Source organism: Streptomyces mutabilis (genome assembly GCF_046628145.1).
Taxonomy (GTDB): domain Bacteria; phylum Actinomycetota; class Actinomycetes; order Streptomycetales; family Streptomycetaceae; genus Streptomyces; species Streptomyces mutabilis.
The window spans coordinates 649570-667517 of the sequence record NZ_CP176874.1 but is presented as its reverse complement, the minus strand read 5'-3'; the positions used below and the strand labels follow the sequence as shown (position 1 = coordinate 667517).

Here is a 17948-nt window from a genome sequence, read left to right as displayed (position 1 = left end):
GCTACTTCGTCAGTGCGCCGACGACGGAGTCGATGTACGCCTCCATCGATCCGGGGCCACCGAACATCCAGATCCCGTCGTCGAGCCGGTGGACGTCGCCGGCCTTGACGAACGGCAGGGACTTCCACACCGAGTTCTTGGTGAGCGCACCGGTGAACGGGGTGCTGTTCTTGTCCTCGTCGTTGGCGATGTAGGCGAACTGGACGTCCTTCGGCAGGGCGGTCAGGCCCTCGACGTCGGTGGCGCCGAGACCGTAGGCCTCGTCACCCTTCACCTTCCAGGCGTTCTTCAGACCGATCGCCTCGTTGACCTCACCGAGGAGCGAGGTGGCGGTGTAGGGGCGGATCGAGACCTGGTTGGAGGTCACGTAGCCGTCGGCGAAGGCGATCTCCTTGCCGGCCATGCCGGCGTCGGCCAGGGCCTTCTTGCCCTCGGCGACCTTCGCCTCGAAGCCCTCGCGGACGGCCTCGGCCTTGTCCTCGGTGCCGGTGGCCTTGGCGATGAGGTCGACGTTCTTCAGCATCTGGCCGATCTGGTCGGCGCTGTCCGTGGACTTCACCTCCAGCACCGGGGCGACCTCGCGCATCTGCTTCACGGCCGCCGGCGGCAGGTCCGTGGTGGCGACGATGAGGTCGGGGGCGAGGGAGGCGACGGTGTCCATGCTCGGCTCGCCGCGGGTGCCGATGTCCTTGGGGTCACCCGTCAGCGGGAACGCCTTGTTCCACGTCTTGTAACCCTTGACGTCCGCGACACCCGCCGGCTGCACACCGAGGGCGAGGAGGCTCTCCACCACGTTCCACTCGGTGGCGACGACCTTGGTGGCCGGGCCGTCGAGCTTCACCTCGGCGCCCTTGCCGTCCTTGAGCGTGATGGCCTCGGAGGCCTTCTCCTCGGACTTGTCGGCGGCGGGTTCGGTGGTGCCGCAGGCGGCAAGGGTGAGCGCCGCGGCGGTGGTGGCGGCCGCGGTCAGCAGCAGGCGTCTCATGAGGTGGTGCCGAGCCTTTCGGTTCGTATGTGGTGGCGGCCGATCGGGCGGGTGCGCAGCCGGCCGGTGAGGGGGTCGGTGTCGACGTCGATGCGGATGCCGTAGACGGCACTCAGGCGCTGCGGCGTCAGTACGTCCTCGGGGAGGCCGTCGGCGACGATCCGGCCCGCTTCGAGGAGCGTGATCCGGTCGGCGACGGCCGCCGCCTGGTCGAGGTCGTGCAGGACGACGCCGACGGCGATGCCGTGGTCGTCCGCCAGGTCGCGGATGAGGTCGAGGAGTTCTACCTGGTAGCGCAGGTCGAGATAGGTGGTGGGTTCGTCGAGGAGCAGTACGCCGGTCTCCTGGGCGAGGCAGCTCGCCAGCCAGACCCGCTGCAACTGTCCGCCCGACAGGTGGTCGGCGCCGCGGTCGGCGAGGGCGTCGACGCCGGTGAGCGCGAGCGCCCGGTCCACGGCGGCCGGGCCGTCCGGATCGGGGCGGCCCCAGCGTCCCCGGTACGGGTACCGGCCGAACTCGACGACGTCCCGCACGGTCAGCCCGCCCGGCGTCGGGCGGCCCTGCGTCAGCAGGGCGACGTACCGCGAGAACTCACGGGAGGTCAGGGCCAGGCCGTCCGTGTCGCCGTCGATGCTGAGCGTGGCACTGCGGGCCCGCTGCAGCCGGGCGACGGTCCGCAGCAGCGTCGACTTCCCGCTGCCGTTGGGACCCACCAGGACGGTCACTTCACCGGGCCGGAGCCTGACGGCCGCGCCGTGCACGACATCGACACCGTCGTAGGCCACGGTCACGTCCGTGGCCGACAGTTCGTGTCCGCGCAGGCGTGGGCTGTCGGCTGTGTCTTCACCAGATCTCACGTGGCGAAGGTTAGCCTAACCTAAAAAGCGCTGGTAGGGGCGGGGGTCACACGGCTCGGAGGGCGAGTCCGGCCCGCTGGTTCCTCGCGGTCGTGCCGTGCTCTCAACTCGCCTGCCACGACTGGGGTTTCCACAGTCCCGCCCGGTTCAGGGACTGCGGGCAGTGCAGGTAGATCTCGTCGATCTCCAGCAGGAGCGCCAGGTCCGGACGCCGTCCGTCCCGTGTCATGGCGTCGAAGAAGGGCGCGTCGGTGAGGATGCGGGCCCGGCCGTTGACCCGCAGTACCTGCTTGCCGCCGGGGACCAGGTAGAGCAGGCCGGCGTGCGGATTGTCGAGGATGTTGTGGAAGCTGTCCCCGCGCCGGTTCCCCGGGCGGTCCGGAACGGCGACGGTCGCGGGGTCGAGCACGTGCGTGAAGCCGGGGGCGTCGCCGCGCGGTGAGACGTCGCAGTTGCCCCGGGCGTCGGAGGTGGCGAGCAGGCAGAACGGGGAGAGGGACAGGATGTCCCGGTCGTCGTCGGTGAGCCGGTCGTGCACCTTGTCGATGACGACGGGCCAGGGCTCGCCCAGCAGCTCGCGCAGCTCGGCGTGCGAGCCGAGCTCGGTCCAGCCGGCTCCACCGGCGGTGTCCGGCCGGTCTCCGGCGGCGTCGATCGTGTGTGGCAAGGCCGGCTCCCGGGTCCGTGCGGGCCGGAAGGGTGCCCTTCCGGCGAGTAGTTGCACGTAGAACGGTATCTGGCGTCAGGTCCGGCCCGTCCGCCGCCGTCAGAAGGCGTACCGGATGCGCAGCCAGGGCGCGTGCGCGGCCACCAGCGCCCGGACCCGCGCCACCGCGTCGGCCTTGACGCCGACCCGGTAGCGCACGTTCAGCGCGCCGTTCTCGGAGCGCTTGGCCTGCTGGAGGTCCGGCCGCCACAGGACCTCCTCGGCGCGCGGATGCCAGCCCAGGTTGACCTCGTGCAGCTCCCGGTTGTGCGTCAGCATGATCACCTCGGCGGCGGCCTGCCGCTTGACCCGGTCCGGCAGCACGTCGTCGAGGTGCCGCAGCAGTTCCGTCCAGGCCTCCTCCCAGCCCGGCCGCACGACCACGGGGGAGAGGTTGAAGTGCACCTCGTACCCGGCGTCCAGGAAGTCGGCCGCCGCGGCGATGCGCTCGGCGACCGGAGAGGTGCGCACGTCCAGCAGCCGGGAGTCGTCCGGCGGCATCAGCGAGAAGCGGACGCGGGTGCGGCCGCGAGGGTCGAGGGCGAGCAGGTCGGGATTGACGAATTTGGTGGCGAAGGACGCCTTGGCCGTCGGCCACTGCCGGAAGGCGTGCACCAGGTCGGCGGTGTTGTCGCAGATCAGGGCGTCCACCGAGCAGTCGCCGTTCTCGCCGACGTCGTACACCCAGGCCTCGGGGTCGCACTGGTTCGGCTCCGGCTTGGGGCCCTGCCGGGCGATGTGCCGGCCGAGGTGGGCGATGATCCGGTCGATGTTGGTGAAGACGGTGACGGGGTTGGCGTACCCCTTGCGCCGGGGGACGTAGCAGTAGGCGCAGGCCATCGCGCAGCCGTTGGAGGCCCCCGGGGCGATCCAGTCCGCGGACCGGCCGTTGGGACGGGTGGTCAGGGTCTTCTTCTCGCCCAGCACCAGCGTCTCGCCCTTGACCCGCACCCAGCGCTCCACATTGCCCTCGTTGCCGTGCAGGCCGGGGATGCGCCAGTGGGAGTCCACCTCGACGACGCGGGCGTCGGGGAACCGGGCGAGGACCTGCCGGCCGCGCGCGGACGCGGCCGCCGCCGGTTCGGCGTGGATCTCCCGGACGGGCAGCAGGCGCCGGGCGGCGGCGGAGTCCCGGAAGAGCGGCCCGGCGGGCGGGGCGGCCGGCGGGCCGGGCGCCAGGGCGTCGAGGCCGAACAGGGTGCCGGAGCCGTCGTCCGGTGCGGTGGACGGGTCGTGCATGAGGGCTCCGGGGCGAGGGGGCGGGCAGGGACCGGGCGGTGGTGCCGAGGTCCCCGTCCCTCCACTGTACGGAGCCCGCGCCCTCGCCGGCCGTGTCACGGCTCCCGTCGGGGGCATACGCGAGGCACGGCACCGCCCCGGTGCCCCCGATCCGAAGGGATGTACACCGTGCTCGCCATCATCGCGGCGGTTCTGTTCCTCATCGCCTGGCTGATCAACGCGGCGGAGATCTCGACCAACGACATCTTCACCTCGACCAACGTCATGCTCGTCGGCCTCGCCCTGCTGGCCCTGCACGTCGCCGGCATCGGCAGCGGCTGGGCGGCGCGCGGCCGTCGCCGCTGAACCACCGCCCACGGCCCCCGTCAGGGGATGCGCGCCACGCCCGCGTAGATGCCGCTGTCCTCCCGCGCGGGCGGCTCCTGGCCCTCGCCGTACCACTCGGTGGCCGTGACCAGGCCCGGCGGCAGCAGCTCCAGCCCGTCGAAGAAGCGGGCCACCTCCGCCCGGGTGCGGAAGCCGAGCCGGATGCCGCCCTTGGCGTACTGGGCGATCACCTGCTCCGCCAGTTCGGGGAAGAGGTCGATCGCGGCGTGCGAGAGGACGAGGTGACTGCCGGAGGGCAGGGTCTCGACCAGTCGGCGCACGATGCCGTGGGCGTCCTGGTCGTCCGGGACGAAGTGCATCAGGGCGATCAGCGACAGCGCCACCGGCCGGTCGAAGTCCAGGATCTCGCGGGCGTGCCGCACGATCTCGTCCGGCTCGCGCACATCGGCCTGGATGTAGTCCGTGGCCCCCTCGGGGCTGCTGACCAGCAGCGCCTGAGCGTGCCGCAGGACGATCGGGTCGTTGTCCGCGTAGACGACCCTGGCCGACGGCACCGTCCGCTGGACGATCTGGTGGAGGTTGGGCTCGGTCGGGATGCCCGTGCCGATGTCCAGGAACTGGTCGACCCCCCGGGCGGCGAGGTGTGCCACCGCGCGGTTCATGAACGCGCGGTTCTGCCGCGCCGCGTCCCGCGCCTCGGGAGGCAGCGTCTCGCCCACCGCCTCGTCGACGGGGTAGTTGTCCTTGCCGCCCAGCAGCCAGTCGTAGACCCGCGCCGGGTGGGCCCGGCCGGTGTCGATCCGAGGGGTCTGGGGATGGTCCGTCGTCATGGCAGGCTCCGTGGTCCGGGAGGTGACGCTCGCCGCGATTTCGATCATCGTACTGCTCTGCGCGGGGTGCCATGTGCCCGGACGACGGGGGAAGTTGAGGATGCCCTCCGGGTCAGGCGGAGTTCCGGCGAGCGGTGCGCGGCGGACGGTAGGACCACTCCCGGTCGGCGTCGGTGATCTCGCGGATCACCCGTGCCGGGGACCCCGCGACCACCACCATGGGCGGCACGTGCGCCGTGACGACGCTGCCCGCGCCGACCACCGAGCCCCGGCCGATGGTGATCCCGGGCATGATCTGCGCGCCCGACCCGATCCACACGTCGTCCTCGATGCGCACCGGCGCCGAGAACTGGGTGCCGTCCCGGCGCAGGTCCGGGTGGACGGGGTGCCCGGTGGTGCTGACGGTCACGTGCGGGGCGAACATCACCCGGTTTCCGACGAAGACCTCGACGTCGTCGACGAGCGTGAGTCCGAAGTTGGCGTACACGTCGTCGCCCAGGTGCACCCGGTTGCCGTACGCCACGTGCAGCGGCGGCTCGATCCACACGCCCGTGCCGAGGGAGGCGAGCAGCTCCTTCAGGAGCGCCCGGCGGCCCTCCTCGTCGCGGGCGCCGGTGCGGTTGTAGGCGTCGGCCAGCTCCTTGCCCCGCGTCCGCTCCTCCGCCAGGCCCTCCAGACCGGGCGCGCCGTCCGAGTACAGCTCGTGCGCCGCCATCCTGCGGCGTACCTCGAGTTCGCGCGGGTCGGTGGTCATGCCGTCTCCTTCTGCTCGTACGGGGGCCGGGGCCCCGTCCGCACTCCCGGTGGCCGTGCGTACGGGGCCCCACGGGGGCGGGGGTCAGCCGGCGGACACGTCGGTCACCGTCCAGCGCTGGTTCGCGCCGGAGTTCGGCGGCCAGGTGGTGACGGCCGCACCCTCGTGCGTCGCCTGGCCGCCGACTTCGAGCAGGCGGCCGGTGGCGGCGTTGACCAGGGTCCAGGTGCCGTCACCGGTGGTCGACATGATCCACTCGGTGGCCCTGTCCCGCTTGCCGGTGTCGGGTTTGGCGACCGGGACGTCGTCCCGCACGGCGAGTCGCGTGCCGTCCTGCGGGTTCGTGAAGACGTAGCGGTCGCGGACGCCGGCGTCGTGGCGCACCGCGCTCAGCCGCCACTGCCGGGCGCTCGTGGCGTCCCCGGCGCCGAGGACCAGGCTCCTGCCGTCGTCCGCCACGGTGACGGCCTTGCCGCTCTGCACGCCGGTCAGCGTGTAGCTGTGGCCCTTGCGGAGCAGGTGGGCGTCCTCGGCGACGCCCGAGACGCCCTTGATCTCGAAGGACGTCACGGACTGGGCGGGCACGGTGAAGGTGGCCGCGCGGTCGCTCACCCTGATCGGGGAACGCCTCTCCAGCTTGCCGTCCGCGCTGGTCACGACCGGGGTGACGGTGGCCCCGCGGCTGACGTCGCGGAACTTCGACAGGTCGATGGTGACCGTGCGGGCCTCGGTGGCGCGGTTGACGTGGATCAGTGAGGCGCCCTTGCCGTCGCGGGTGACGGCGGCGGCGCTGGAGGTGTCGTCGGTCCTGATCAGCCGGTCGCCGGGCTTGATGAAGTGGGTGAAGTTGCGGGCGGTGTCGAACTTGGTGTTGGTCCGGATCGGGCAGGTCTCGAGGGTGTCCTCGTCGGTGCAGTCGAACGGGAGCTGGATGCTGCCCCAGTTGCCGCCCTTGTCGGACTCGCCGCCGGGCTTCATGTTGTCGTAGTCCTCGACGGGCTGCCAGAACACCCAGGCACGGGGCTCCAGTTCACGCAGGTCGTCGACGATGTGCTGGGCGAGGCCGAGGCCGGGCCGCATGTCCTCGAAGTCCTGGCCGTCGCCCCAGTCGCCGCCGACCTCGCTCATCCACAGCGGCTTGTCCGCCGCCTTGGCGAGGTCCCGGACGGTGGTGCGCTGTCCGGTGCCGTAGGTGTGGACGTTCATCTGACCGACGAGGGCGCGGTCGGCGGGGGAGTAGGCGCTCCAGTTCCGGGCGAAGGTGCCGGGGTTGGTCTCGTCCATCGCCGAGATGTCGGCCTTGACCTTCGCCTTCCTCAGCGCGGGGGCGAGGGCCTGGAGGACCTTGCGCTGGAGCTCGGGGCCCATGTGGGCCCCCTCCTGCCGGCCGCCGACGGGTTCACCGTCCGCGCCCAGCTGTGTCCCCCAGTACGGGGTGTTGGGCTCGTTGAACGGGTCGACGGTGTCGACCTCGATGCCCTCGGCCTGCTCCAGCCGTTTCGTCGCGCCCGCCAGATAGGCGGCGAAGTCGTCGACCGACTCGGTCTTCAGCTGGTCGGCGGAGGAGTCGAAACCACCGGAGACGTAGCCGCTGACGGTCATGAACCAGGGCGGGGAGTTGCTGAAGGTCTCCCAGTGGTCGATGTCGTCCTTGATCCGCTCGACCCACCAGCGCTGGGTGGCGTCGGCGTCCTCGTTCCAGTCGGCGGGGTCGTCGGCGCTCCACCAGTCGGTGTCCTCGCGGGTGGTGCCCGCGGGGGCCTTCCACCAGCCCTGGACGGCGCCCCCGGCGCGCAGGTAGTCCTTTACGTCCGGCGCGTTCCCGCCGCCGATGTTGTAGCGGGCGATGTTCAGGCCCAGGCCCTCGTCGTCGAAGAGGAGCCGGGCGAGCCGCTCGCGGATCTCGGGCGGGTAGTCGCCGGTGGCGTTGGCGAACCAGACCAGGCTGGTGCCCCACCCCTCGAACTCCTCCTGCTGGTACGACGGGTCCGGCCGCACGGTGACGGAGGCGGTGGCGGAGGCGGTGGCGGAGACCGGTCCGGCCTGGGCGGGTACGCCGATCAGGCCGGCGCCCGTGGCCAGTGCGGTCAGGACGGCGCCCGTGAGGAGGCGTCTGCTGCGGGTAGGGCGTGCCATCGTGTGCTCCCAACTGGAAGGTGTGGACGCTGCGGTGGCCCCCGGCCGCCCGGATCGGGGCAGCGGGGGACGGCCCCGGAGCGGACGCGTGCCGCTCCGGGGAGAAGAGGGGGGCTGCGGGGTGGTACGCCCTCAGTCGGTGGGCGTGCGCAGGACGGCGACGCCTCGGCCCGCGAGGACCACGGTGCCCTCCTCGCCGGCGTCGCCCACCAGGACCTCTCCGGTGAGCCCCGGGACGGTCACGGTCTCGTCGGTCCGGTTGACCAGGAACAGGAACCGTCCGCCGGGACCGCGGCGCACGGTGGCCTCGACCCGGCCGCGTGCCTCGGCGGGCAGGTCGCTCGTCACGCCGGCCGGTTCCAGCAGCCGCGGCAGGAGGGACGCGAGCCCCTCGGCGCCGAGCCGGGTGGAGACGTAGGCGGCCGATCCGCGGCCCGTCGGGCGCCGGGTGACGGCCGGGCGGCCCGCGTGGACGCCGCCGCGATAGTGGGCCAGGACCTCGGTCTCCGGCGCGGTCACGGAGATCCGGTCGGTCCACAGACCGCCGGTGCCCGCGCCGTCCAGCTCCACCGTCTCACCGGCGGGCAGCGGGCCGAACTCCTCGATGCGGATGCCGAGCAGGTCCCGCAGGGCGCCCGGGTAGCCGCCGAGCCACACGTGGTCGTTCTCGTCGACGATGCCGGAGAAGTACGTGGTGACCAGGTGGCCGCCCTGCTCCGCGTACCGGGTGAGGTCCTTGGCCAGCTCGGCCGGCACCAGGTGCAGCACGGGCGCGATCAGCACCCGGTGGCGGCTCAGGTCGGCACCGGTGGGGACCACGTCGGCGCGGATGCCGAGGGTGAGCAGTGCCGAGTACCAGTCCAGTGCCTCCCGGTGGTAGTCGAGCAGCGAGGTGGGGTGCGAGTCCTGCTCGCTCGCCCACCACGACTCCCAGTCGAAGAGGATGCCGACCTCGGCGGGCTCCCGCTCGGCCCCGGCGACCGGCGCCAGCGTCTTGAGGGTGTCGCCGAGCGCGGTGACCGCGCGGAACAGGTCGCTGTCCGCGCCGGCGTGCGGGACCATCGCCGAGTGGTACTTCTCGGCGCCGGCCGCCGACTGGCGCCACTGGAAGAAGCAGACCGCGTCGGCGCCGTGCGCGACGTGCGTCAGCGAGTCCCGGGCCAGCTCGCCCGGCTTCTTGGCCAGGTTGACGGGCTGCCAGTTCACGGCGCTGGTGGAGTGCTCCATCAGGAACCAGGGCCGGCCGCCCGCGATGCCGCTGGTGAGGTTCGCCGAGAACGACAGCTCGTCGCGGTCCCGGGGGCTCGGCACCACGTAGTGGTCGTTGGCGACGAAGTCCACCTCGGCGGCCCAGTCCGCGTAGTTCATGCCCTTGGTGCCGGGCATCACCATGAAGTTGGTGGTGACGGGGACGTCGGGAGTGAGGTTCCGAAGGATCTCGCGTTCGGCGCGCAGGTGGTCCTTGAGCGCGTCCGACGAGAAGCGCTTGAAGTCGAGCTGCTGCGTCGGGTTCGGGTGGGAGGCGGCCAGCCGCGGCGGCAGGATCTGCTCCCAGTCGCTGTAGCGCTGCGACCAGAACGCCGTGCCCCAGGCGTGGTTGAGGGCGTCCAGGGTGGCGTACCGGGCGCGCAGCCAGACCCGGAAGGCGCGGGCCGCGTCGTCGGAGTAGTCGTAGACGTTGTGGCAGCCCAGCTCGTTGTTGACGTGCCAGGCGACCAGGGCCGGGTGGCCGGCGTAGCGGGTGGCCAGCTCGCGGACCAGGCGCAGGGCGTGCTCGCGGAAGACCGGTGAGGTCGGGCGCCAGTGCTGGCGGGCTCCCGGCCACAGGGTCTCCCCGCGGTCGGTGACCGGAAGGATCTCCGGGTGCGCGGCGGTCAGCCACGGCGGGGGAGAGGCGGTGGCGGTGGCCAGGTCGACGCCCACGCCGTTCTCGTGCAGCAGGTCCATGACGTCGTCGAGCCAGCCGAAGTCCCAGGCGTCCGGGCCCGGCTGGAGGCGGGCCCAGGAGAAGATGCCCACGGAGACGACGTTGACGCCGGCCTCGCGCATCAGCCGTACGTCCTCCTCCCACACCTCCCTGGGCCACTGCTCGGGGTTGTAGTCGGCGCCGTAGCCGAGACGGGGGGCGGGCGCGCCGTCCGGCCCGCGGTGAAGGCGGGACAGGAGGGTGGAGATCATGGCGGTCCTTCCGGTGTGGTGCGTGCGGTACGGGGGTGGCGGCGCGTGTCACGCGCCGCCGGCCGCCGGCCGTCGCATCGTGTGCTGCGTCAGCTGCTTCGCGGCTACTTCTCGACGGTGAAGCCCTGCTCGGTGCCGTACTTGACCGACGCCTCCTGCCAGGACTTCAGGCCCTCGGCCAGCGTGGTGTCCGAGACGTAGGCCTTGCCGACGGTGTCGTTGAAGATCGAGTTGGCGTACACCTGGTAGGGCAGGTACGACCAGTCGTCGGCGACGTTCGCGGCCGACTCGGCGAAGATCTTGTTGGCCTTCTGGCCGCCGAAGTAGGGGAACGCGGTGTCCTGGAACTCCGCGGACCGCAGGTCCGCGGTGGTCGCCGGGAAGGCGCCGTTGTCCAGGCGGGTCCGCACGCCCTCACCGGCGTTGGCGTACTCGACGAAGGCGTACGCCAGCGCCTCGTTCTTGCCCAGCTCCGGCAGGGCCAGCGCGCTGCCGCCGTTCTCCGCGCTCGCCTCGGCGCCCGCGGTCCACTGCGGCAGCGGGGCGACACGCCAGTCACCGGCGGCGTCCTTCACGCCCGAGGCGAGGTTGGCGGGCATCCAGGCGCCGGTGGCGAGGGTCGCGATGCTGCCGTCACCGAGGCCCTTGTACCAGTCGTCGGTCCAGTTGGTGACGGGGGCGAGCAGCTTCTCGTCGATGAGCTTCTGCCAGGTGTCGGTGAACGTCTTCGCGCCCTGGTCCGTGAAGTCGACCTTCACCTCGGTGCCGTCGACCGTGTAGGGGCGCGAACCGGCCTGCCAGAGCATGCTGGTGGCGAACCCGGCGTCGCCGGCGTCGGCGGTGATGTACGCCTTCGGGTCGGCCTTGCGCAGCTTCCGGGCGGCGTCCAGGTACTCGGGCCAGGTGGTGGGCACCGCGATGTCGTACTTGTCGAAGACCTTCTTGTTGTAGAACAGCGCCATCGGGCCCGAGTCCATCGGCAGGGCGTAGACGCCGTCGCCGCCGGCCTTCACACCGTTCCACGGGCCGGGGGAGAACTTGCCGGAGAGCTTGTCGGCGCCGAAGCCCTTGAGGTCGGTGAGCTGCTCGGTCAGCGCGTACTGGCCCATCGCGTAGTACTCGATCTGCGCGACGTCGGGGACGCCCTTCTTGGCCGATATGGCGTTCTGCAGCGCCGTGTACTGGTCCGCGTTGGTGCCCGCGTTGACGAGGTTCACCTTCACGCCGGGGTGCTTCTTCTCGAAGTCGGCGGCCACCTGCTTCAGCGTGGGCTCCCACGCCCAGACCGTGAGGGTGCCGCCCTTCTTCAGGGCCGCCTGGACGTCCTCCTGGGAGACCGACTTCCGGCTCGGCCCCCCGTCGTCCGAACCGCAGGCGGTCGCCCCCAGGGCGAGGGCGCAGACGAGGCCGATGCCGCGCAGCAGGCGGCGCGAGTGCTTGTGCATGGGCGTGCTTCCACTTCTTCGTGGGCCGGGACCGGCACCGTTGAGGGTCGGAGGGCAGGGACGGACGGGCAGGCGGAGGGGCTACTCCTTGACGCTTCCGGCGGCGAGTCCGGACTGCCAGTACCTCTGGAGCAGCAGGAAGGCGGCGATCAGCGGCAGGACGGTGATGAGCGACCCGGTGACGACCAGGTTGAAGACGGCCTCGCCGCCCGCGGTCGCGGCCTGGGCGTTCCAGCTGTTCAGGCCCAGGGTCAGCGGATACCAGTCGGGGTCCTTGAGCATGACCAGCGGCAGGAAGTAGTTGTTCCAGGTCGCGACCATGGTGAACAGCAGGACGGTCACGATGCCGGGCGCCAGCAGCGGCAGCGCGACCCGGAAGAAGGTGCGCACCTCGCCGGCGCCGTCGATGCGGGCGGCCTCCATCAGCTCGGTCGGGATGGCCTCGCTCGCGAACACCCACATCAGGTACAGGCCGAACGGCGAGATCAGGGACGGGATGATCACCGCCCAAGGGGTGTTGGTGAGCCCCATCTTGCTGAACATCAGGAAGGTCGGTACCGCCAGCGCCGTACCCGGCACGGCCACCGCGCCGATGACCACGGCGAAGACGGCCCGCCGTCCGGGGAAGTCGAACTTCGCCAGCGCGTAACCGCCGAGCACCGCGAGGAAGGTGGCCCCTCCCGCGCCCAGACCCACGTACAGCAGGGTGTTGAGCAGCCAGCGCGTGAACACACCGTCGTCGTAGGTGAACGTCTGGCTGATGTTGTCCCACAGCGCGAAGTCGCCGTCGAACCACAGGCCGAAGGAACGGGACAGCCCCTCCTGGGTCTTGGTGGCGCTGAGGGCCAGCCAGATCAGCGGCACCAGGCTGTACAGCAGCACGAGCGAGGTGAGCAGGGTCAGCAGGACGCTGCGCCGGGGCTTGTCCGCGGAGTGCCGGCGCCGGGGTGCGCGCAGCCTCGGCGGCGCGGAGCCCGGGGTGCCGGCGGGCTCGGCCGCGGAACGGTCGGAGACGGTGACGGCAGGACTGGTCATCGTCGCTCACACTCCCTTGCGCATGCCGCGCAGCTGGACGACGTAGGCGATGATCATGGTGATCAGCCCCATGACGATGGCGACCGTCGCGGAGTAGTTGTGCTGCTGTCCGTTGAAGGACAGCGAGTACGTGTAGAAGTTCGGCGTGTAGTCGGTCGTGATGGCGTTGGGCGCGAGCGGCTGGAGGATGTTGGGCTCGTTGAAGAGCTGGAAGCTGCCGATGACCGAGAAGATCGTCGCGATCACCAGGGCGCCGCGGATGGCCGGGAGCTTGATCGCCGTGATCACGCGGATCTGGCCGGCGCCGTCGATCTGTGCCGCCTCGTACAGCGAGTGCGGGATCACGCGCAGCGCCGAGTAGAAGATCAGCATGTTGTAGCCGACGAACTCCCAGGTCACGATGTTGCCGATGGAGGCGAGCACCAGGTCGGGGGAGAGCGGGTCGGGCAGCGAGACGCCGAAGGCGCTGTTGATGTCGCCGACCAGGCCGAACCGGGTGCCGTACATGAAGCCCCACATCAGGGTGGCCACCACGGCGGGCACGGCGTACGGCAGGAAGATCGAGATGCGGAAGAAGTCCCGGCCGTACAGGCGTCCGCTGTCCAGTGCCAGGGCCACCAGCAGCGCGATGCCGAGCATGATCGGCACCTGCACCGCCAGGAACAGCGACACCCGGCCGAGCGCGGCCCAGAACTGCTCGTCCTTCAGGGCCTGGGTGTAGTTGTCCAGGCCGACGAAGGTCGTGCCGCCGATCAGCTGGTCGCGGAAGAGGCTGAGGTAGACGGAGTACGCGATCGGCGCGAGGAAGACCAGGGCGAACACGGCCACGAAGGGACCGAGGAAGCCCCACCCCGTCCAGGAGCGGCGGTCCCGCCTGGCCCGGGGCGGGGCCGGCCGCGGGGCGGCGGCGGCCGGCGGTTGCAGCGTCGTCATGTCGTTCCTCGCTCGTCCAGGTACGGGAGCATCAGCATGTTTGCGTAAACATCACACGGCGCGACGTGCGGTCCGGGGCGGTGGAAGGCTGCTATGTTTACGTAAACATTTGATGGCGGCATGTCTACACTGCCCCGTGGAGGACGGTCAAGGGTCCTTCGCGAACCGGGACTCGGACGGCTGCGGAGAGGTGGCGGACGCAAGTGGACACGGCTGAGGGGGTCGCGGACCCGCGGGAAGCGGGTGCGCGGCGTCGGCGTGGCGGCCGGGTGCCCACGGCGTCCATGGCGGACGTGGCGCGGCTGGCGGGGGTCTCGTCGCAGACCGTCTCCCGCGTCTCCAACGGCTACGCGGGCGTGACCGAGGAGACCCGGCGGCAGGTCCTGGCGGCCATGAAGGAGCTGGGCTACCGGCCCAACAGCGCCGCCCGCGCGCTCAAGCGCGGCGAGTTCCGCACCATCGGCGTCATCACCTTCTCGCTGGCCACCACCGGCAACGTGCGCACCCTGGAGGCCATCGCCACCTCCGCGGCGAGCGAGGGCTACGCGGTGACCCTCCTGCCGGTCGCCGTCCCCACCCAGGACGAGGTGCGGGGCGCCTTCTCCCGGCTGGAGGAACTCGCCGTCGACGCGGTGATCGTCATCATGGAGGTGCACCTGCTGGACGCGGCGACCCTCCAACTGCCGCCCCACGTCCAGGTCGTCGTGGTCGACTCCGACGCCGGCGACCACTACACGGTCGTCGACACCGACCAGGCCGGCGGCACCCGCGCCGCCGTGCGCCATCTGCTGGACCTCGGGCACGACACGGTGTGGCACCTGGGCGGGCCCGAGGGTTCCTTCGCCGCCCAGCGCCGCGCGGACGCCTGGCGGTACACCCTCGCCGAGGCCGGCCGCACCCCGACGCCCCTCGTCCGGGGCGACTGGTCGGCGGAGTCCGGATACCGGGCGGGCCTCGAACTCGCCGCGCGCGAGGAGTGCACGGCCGTCTTCGCGGCCAACGACCAGATGGCCCTCGGCCTGATGCGGGCCCTGCACGAACGCGGGCGGCGCGTCCCCGAGGACGTCAGCGTCATCGGCTTCGACGACATCCCCGAGTCCGGCTCCTTCCTGCCGCCGCTGACCACCGTCCACCAGGACTTCGCCGAGGTCGGACGGCTGTGTGTCGAGGCCGTGCTGCGCAAGATGCGCCAGGACGGCCCGGAGGTGGGCACGACACTCGTGCCCACCCGGCTGGTGACCCGGGCGAGCACGGCGCCGCCGCCGCGGTAGCGGCGCGCGCTCCTGGCCGGCCGCGCTCCTGGCCGGCCTCGCTCCCGAGCGGCCTCGCTCCCGAGCGGCCCGCACCGCGGGAGGCGCGGGTCCGGTCCAGAGCGGCGTACGGCGCGGAAGCTCGGGCGTTCCCGAGGCTCCGCGCCCGCCGACGGCGAGACGGGTGCCCGCCATCCTTTGCCCTGGGCAAACGTCGGTCGGTTCGCGGCCGAACGGGTGAGTACCGCCCGGTTTACGGGCGGCCGGGGAGGCAACTCCACAAGCCGACCGTTGTCCCCGCACGCCCCGGGAGAGCTCCATGACCCAAGTCGCCGACTATGTGCTCCAGCGTCTGTCCGAGTGGGGCGTCCGGCGTGTGTACGGCTATCCGGGCGACGGCATCAACGGTCTGCTCGGCGCGTTCGACCGGGCCGACGGGGAACCGGAGTTCATCCAGGCGCGGCACGAGGAGATGGCCGCGTTCATGGCCTGCGGCCACGCGAAGTTCACCGGCGAGGTGGGCTGCTGCGTCGCCACCTCGGGCCCCGGGGCCATCCACCTGCTCAACGGTCTGTACGACGCCAAGCTCGACCACCAGCCCGTGGTGGCCGTGGTGGGCCAGCAGAAGCGACTCTCCCTCGGCACCCACTACCAGCAGGAGATCGCCCTCGACCAGCTGTTCGCGGACGTGTCCGAGTACTGCCAGATGGTCGTGCACCCGGGACAGGCCCGTCACGTGATCGACCGCGCCTTCAAGACCGCGCTGACCACCCGGGGCGTCGCCACGGTCATCATTCCCAACGACGTGCAGGAGGAGGACGCCATGCCCTCCCCGCCCAGGGAGCACGGTTCCGTCTTCTCCAGCGTGGGCTGGAGCCGTCCCCGGGTCCTGCCCGACCACGACGAGCTGCGCAAGGCCGCCGACGTCCTCAACGCGGGCGACAAGGTGGCCGTGCTGGTCGGCCAGGGCGCGGCGAACGCGGAGGCCGAGGTGATGGAGGTGGCCGAACTGCTCGGCGCCGGCGTCGCCAAGGCGCTGCTCGGCCGCGAGGTCCTGCCCGACGACCTGCCGTACGTCACCGGGCCCATCGGTCTGCTGGGCAGCAAGGCCAGCGACAAGATGATCCGGGGGTGCGACACCCTGCTGATGGTCGGCAGCAGCTTCCCGTACGCGGAGTGGCTGCCCGAGGAGGGGCAGGCCAGGGGCGTCGAGATCGACATCGACGGCCGCATGATCGGCATCCGCTACCCCATGGACGCCCACCTCGTCGGCGACTCCAGGGAGACCCTGCGCGCCCTGATCCCGCTGCTCCAGCGCAAGAAGGACCGAGGCTGGCGGGAGAAGATCGAGAAGGACGTGCGGGAGTGGCACGACCTGGCCGACCGCTGGGCCGGCGAGCACTTCGGCAAGACCATCAACCCGCAGGCCGTCGCCGCCGAACTCTCCTCCCGTCTGCCGGACGACGCCATCCTCACCGCCGACTCCGGTTCGGGCACCAACTGGTGGGCCCGGCACCTCAAGCTGCGCGAGGGCATGCGCGCCTCGCTGTCCGGCACCCTGGCGACGATGGGACCCGGGACGCCGTACGCCATCGCGGCGCGGTTCGCGTACCCGGACCGGCCCGTGATCGCCTTCGTCGGAGACGGCGCGTTCCAGATGAACGGCATGAACGAGATGATCACCGTCAAGCGCTATCTGGACCGCCTGTCCGGACCTGCCCCGCTGGTCTTCTGCGTGTTCAACAACCAGGACCTCAACCAGGTCACCTGGGAGCAGCGCGCCATGGCCGGCGACCCCAAGTACCCCGGCTCCCAGGACATCCCCGACGTCCCCTATGCCGCGTACGCCGAACTCCTCGGCCTCAAGGGCATCGTCTGCACCGACCCGAAGAAGGTCGGCTCCGCCTGGGACGAGGCGCTCGCGGCGGGCCGGCCCGTCGTGCTGGAGTTCAAGGTCGACGCGGAGATCGCGCCGATCCCGCCGCACATCATGAAGGAGCAGGGCAAGAAGGCCGTCAAGGCGGCGCTGCACGACCCGGAACTCGCCGGTATCGCCACCAAGGGAGTGCGCCAGAAGCTCACCGAGTACGCCGGGCACCTCCCCGGCCGGGGGAAGAAGTGAGCGGCCGCACACGGGGCCCGCGGGGCGTACGGCGCCGCCGGGCGCGCGGCACCGGCGTCGTGGTCGTCACCGGGGCCACCGGCGGCGTCGGCCGGGCCACCGCCCGTGCCTTCGGCGCCCGCGGGAGCTCCGTGGCCCTGCTCGCGCGCGGTGAGCACGCCCTCGAACGGGCGGCGCAGGAGGTCCGGGAGGCCGGCGGACGTGCGCTGCCGCTGGTGGTGGACGTCGCCGACGCGGATGCCGTGGACGCGGCGGCCGACCGGATCGAGGAGGAACTCGGCCCGATCGACGTGTGGGTGAACGCCGCGTTCTCGACCGTCTTCGCGCCCGTGGCGGAGATCAGGCCCGAGGAGCTGCGACGGGCCACCGAGGTCACCTACTTCGGCTTCGTCCACGGCACCCAGGCCGCCCTGCGGCGCATGACCCCGCGCGACCGCGGCACCATCGTCCAGGTCGGTTCCGCCCTGGCCCAGCGCAGCGTTCCGCTCCAGGCGGCGTACTGCGGGGCCAAGCACGCCATCCAGGGCTTCACCGAGTCCCTGCGCTGCGAGCTGCTGCACGACCGCAGCGGGGTGCGGGTGACCATGGTCCAGATGCCCGGGCTCAACACGCCCCAGTTCAGCTGGGTGCTCACCCGGCTGCCGCGCCACCCCCGCCCGGTGGCCCCGGTCTACCAGCCCGAGGTGGCCGCCGAGGCGGTCCTGCACGCCGCGGACCGGCCCGAGCGGCGCGAGTACTGGGTCGGTGGCTCCACCGTCGCCACCCTGCTCGGCCAGAAGCTCGCCCCGGGACTGCTGGACCGCTACCTGGCCCGGACCGGCTACGACGGGCAGCAGACCGGCGAACCCGTCGACCCGTCCCGACCGGTCAACCTCTGGAAGCCGCCGGACGACACCGCTCCGGCCGACTTCGGCGCACACGGGATCTTCGACGACGAGGCCCACCCGCGCAGTCTCCAGTTCTGGCTCTCCCGCCACCGCCGCCCGCTCGCCCTGGCCGCCGCCGTGACCGGGACGGCCGCCGCGGCGCTCGCCGACGGCATGCGCCGGCGCTCCCGGCCAGGTGCCGCCGAGGCGGTGTCGCGACGGACCGCGCGCTCGGCCCGGAGGGCCCGGACGTAGCCCAGGAGGACGGGTGCCACGACATCCGGT

The 17948-nt window shown here is 71.8% G+C and carries 15 protein-coding genes; 4 read left to right on the top strand and 11 right to left on the bottom strand.

What is annotated here, in order from left to right; genetic code table 11:
* Position 1: 1 nt before the first annotated feature.
* From ACLIN4_RS02600 to ACLIN4_RS02585, 4 genes are all read right to left on the bottom strand, one after another.
* The gene (locus ACLIN4_RS02600; RefSeq protein ID WP_107477564.1) at positions 2-985 is read right to left on the bottom strand and encodes an iron-siderophore ABC transporter substrate-binding protein; all 984 of its coding nucleotides are present in this window, start codon (positions 983-985) and stop codon (positions 2-4) included.
* Positions 982-1842 carry an ABC transporter ATP-binding protein gene (locus ACLIN4_RS02595; RefSeq protein WP_307653300.1) on the bottom strand — a complete coding sequence of 287 codons (861 nt, stop codon included), beginning with the start codon at positions 1840-1842 and terminating at the stop codon, positions 982-984. The genes ACLIN4_RS02600 and ACLIN4_RS02595 overlap by 4 nt, the downstream gene beginning before the upstream one ends.
* 103 nt (positions 1843-1945) lie before the next feature.
* A complete protein-coding gene (locus ACLIN4_RS02590; RefSeq protein ID WP_107477562.1) occupies positions 1946-2509 on the bottom strand; it encodes an MSMEG_1061 family FMN-dependent PPOX-type flavoprotein in 564 nt (187 codons plus the stop codon).
* Between the two features lie 99 nt (positions 2510-2608).
* Positions 2609-3787, bottom strand: a complete 1179-nt coding sequence (locus ACLIN4_RS02585) for a spore photoproduct lyase family protein (RefSeq protein ID WP_100044068.1) — start codon at positions 3785-3787, stop codon at positions 2609-2611.
* A 159-nt stretch (positions 3788-3946) separates the two neighbouring features.
* Here ACLIN4_RS02585 and ACLIN4_RS02580 point away from each other — a divergent pair, with 159 nt between their 5' ends.
* Positions 3947-4132 (top strand): hypothetical protein, encoded by a 186-nt coding sequence (locus ACLIN4_RS02580; RefSeq protein ID WP_100044067.1) that lies wholly within the window; start codon positions 3947-3949, stop codon positions 4130-4132.
* A 20-nt stretch (positions 4133-4152) separates the two neighbouring features.
* Here ACLIN4_RS02580 and ACLIN4_RS02575 read toward each other — a convergent pair whose 3' ends face one another.
* From ACLIN4_RS02575 to ACLIN4_RS02545, 7 genes are all read right to left on the bottom strand, one after another.
* Positions 4153-4944 (bottom strand): SAM-dependent methyltransferase, encoded by a 792-nt coding sequence (locus tag ACLIN4_RS02575; protein ID WP_100044066.1) that lies wholly within the window; start codon positions 4942-4944, stop codon positions 4153-4155.
* Between the two features lie 112 nt (positions 4945-5056).
* The gene (locus ACLIN4_RS02570; RefSeq protein ID WP_411575451.1) at positions 5057-5698 is read right to left on the bottom strand and encodes a sugar O-acetyltransferase; all 642 of its coding nucleotides are present in this window, start codon (positions 5696-5698) and stop codon (positions 5057-5059) included.
* An 84-nt stretch (positions 5699-5782) separates the two neighbouring features.
* Positions 5783-7834 (bottom strand): glycoside hydrolase, encoded by a 2052-nt coding sequence (locus ACLIN4_RS02565; protein WP_411575450.1) that lies wholly within the window; start codon positions 7832-7834, stop codon positions 5783-5785.
* 132 nt (positions 7835-7966) lie between these two features.
* Positions 7967-10012 (bottom strand): beta-galactosidase, encoded by a 2046-nt coding sequence (locus ACLIN4_RS02560; protein ID WP_289907898.1) that lies wholly within the window; start codon positions 10010-10012, stop codon positions 7967-7969.
* A 104-nt stretch (positions 10013-10116) separates the two neighbouring features.
* The gene (locus ACLIN4_RS02555) at positions 10117-11457 is read right to left on the bottom strand and encodes an ABC transporter substrate-binding protein (protein ID WP_107477558.1); all 1341 of its coding nucleotides are present in this window, start codon (positions 11455-11457) and stop codon (positions 10117-10119) included.
* An 81-nt stretch (positions 11458-11538) separates the two neighbouring features.
* Complete coding sequence (locus tag ACLIN4_RS02550; RefSeq protein WP_107477557.1) at positions 11539-12492, bottom strand: carbohydrate ABC transporter permease; 954 nt, start codon at positions 12490-12492, stop codon at positions 11539-11541.
* Between the two features lie 6 nt (positions 12493-12498).
* Complete coding sequence (locus tag ACLIN4_RS02545) at positions 12499-13425, bottom strand: carbohydrate ABC transporter permease (protein WP_369179384.1); 927 nt, start codon at positions 13423-13425, stop codon at positions 12499-12501.
* Positions 13426-13628: 203 nt separating this feature from the next.
* Between ACLIN4_RS02545 and ACLIN4_RS02540 the strand changes: the two genes are divergently transcribed.
* The 3 genes from ACLIN4_RS02540 to ACLIN4_RS02530 all read left to right on the top strand — a co-directional run bounded on the left by ACLIN4_RS02540 (position 13629) and on the right by ACLIN4_RS02530 (position 17918).
* A complete protein-coding gene (locus ACLIN4_RS02540; RefSeq protein WP_373420291.1) occupies positions 13629-14696 on the top strand; it encodes a LacI family DNA-binding transcriptional regulator in 1068 nt (355 codons plus the stop codon).
* 298 nt (positions 14697-14994) lie between these two features.
* Positions 14995-16797 (top strand): thiamine pyrophosphate-requiring protein, encoded by a 1803-nt coding sequence (locus tag ACLIN4_RS02535; protein WP_289907899.1) that lies wholly within the window; start codon positions 14995-14997, stop codon positions 16795-16797.
* On the top strand, positions 16794-17918 hold the full coding sequence (locus tag ACLIN4_RS02530) for an SDR family oxidoreductase (protein ID WP_289907900.1): 1125 nt from the start codon (positions 16794-16796) through the stop codon (positions 17916-17918). The genes ACLIN4_RS02535 and ACLIN4_RS02530 overlap by 4 nt, the downstream gene beginning before the upstream one ends.
* The last annotated feature ends 30 nt before the right edge of the window (positions 17919-17948 follow it).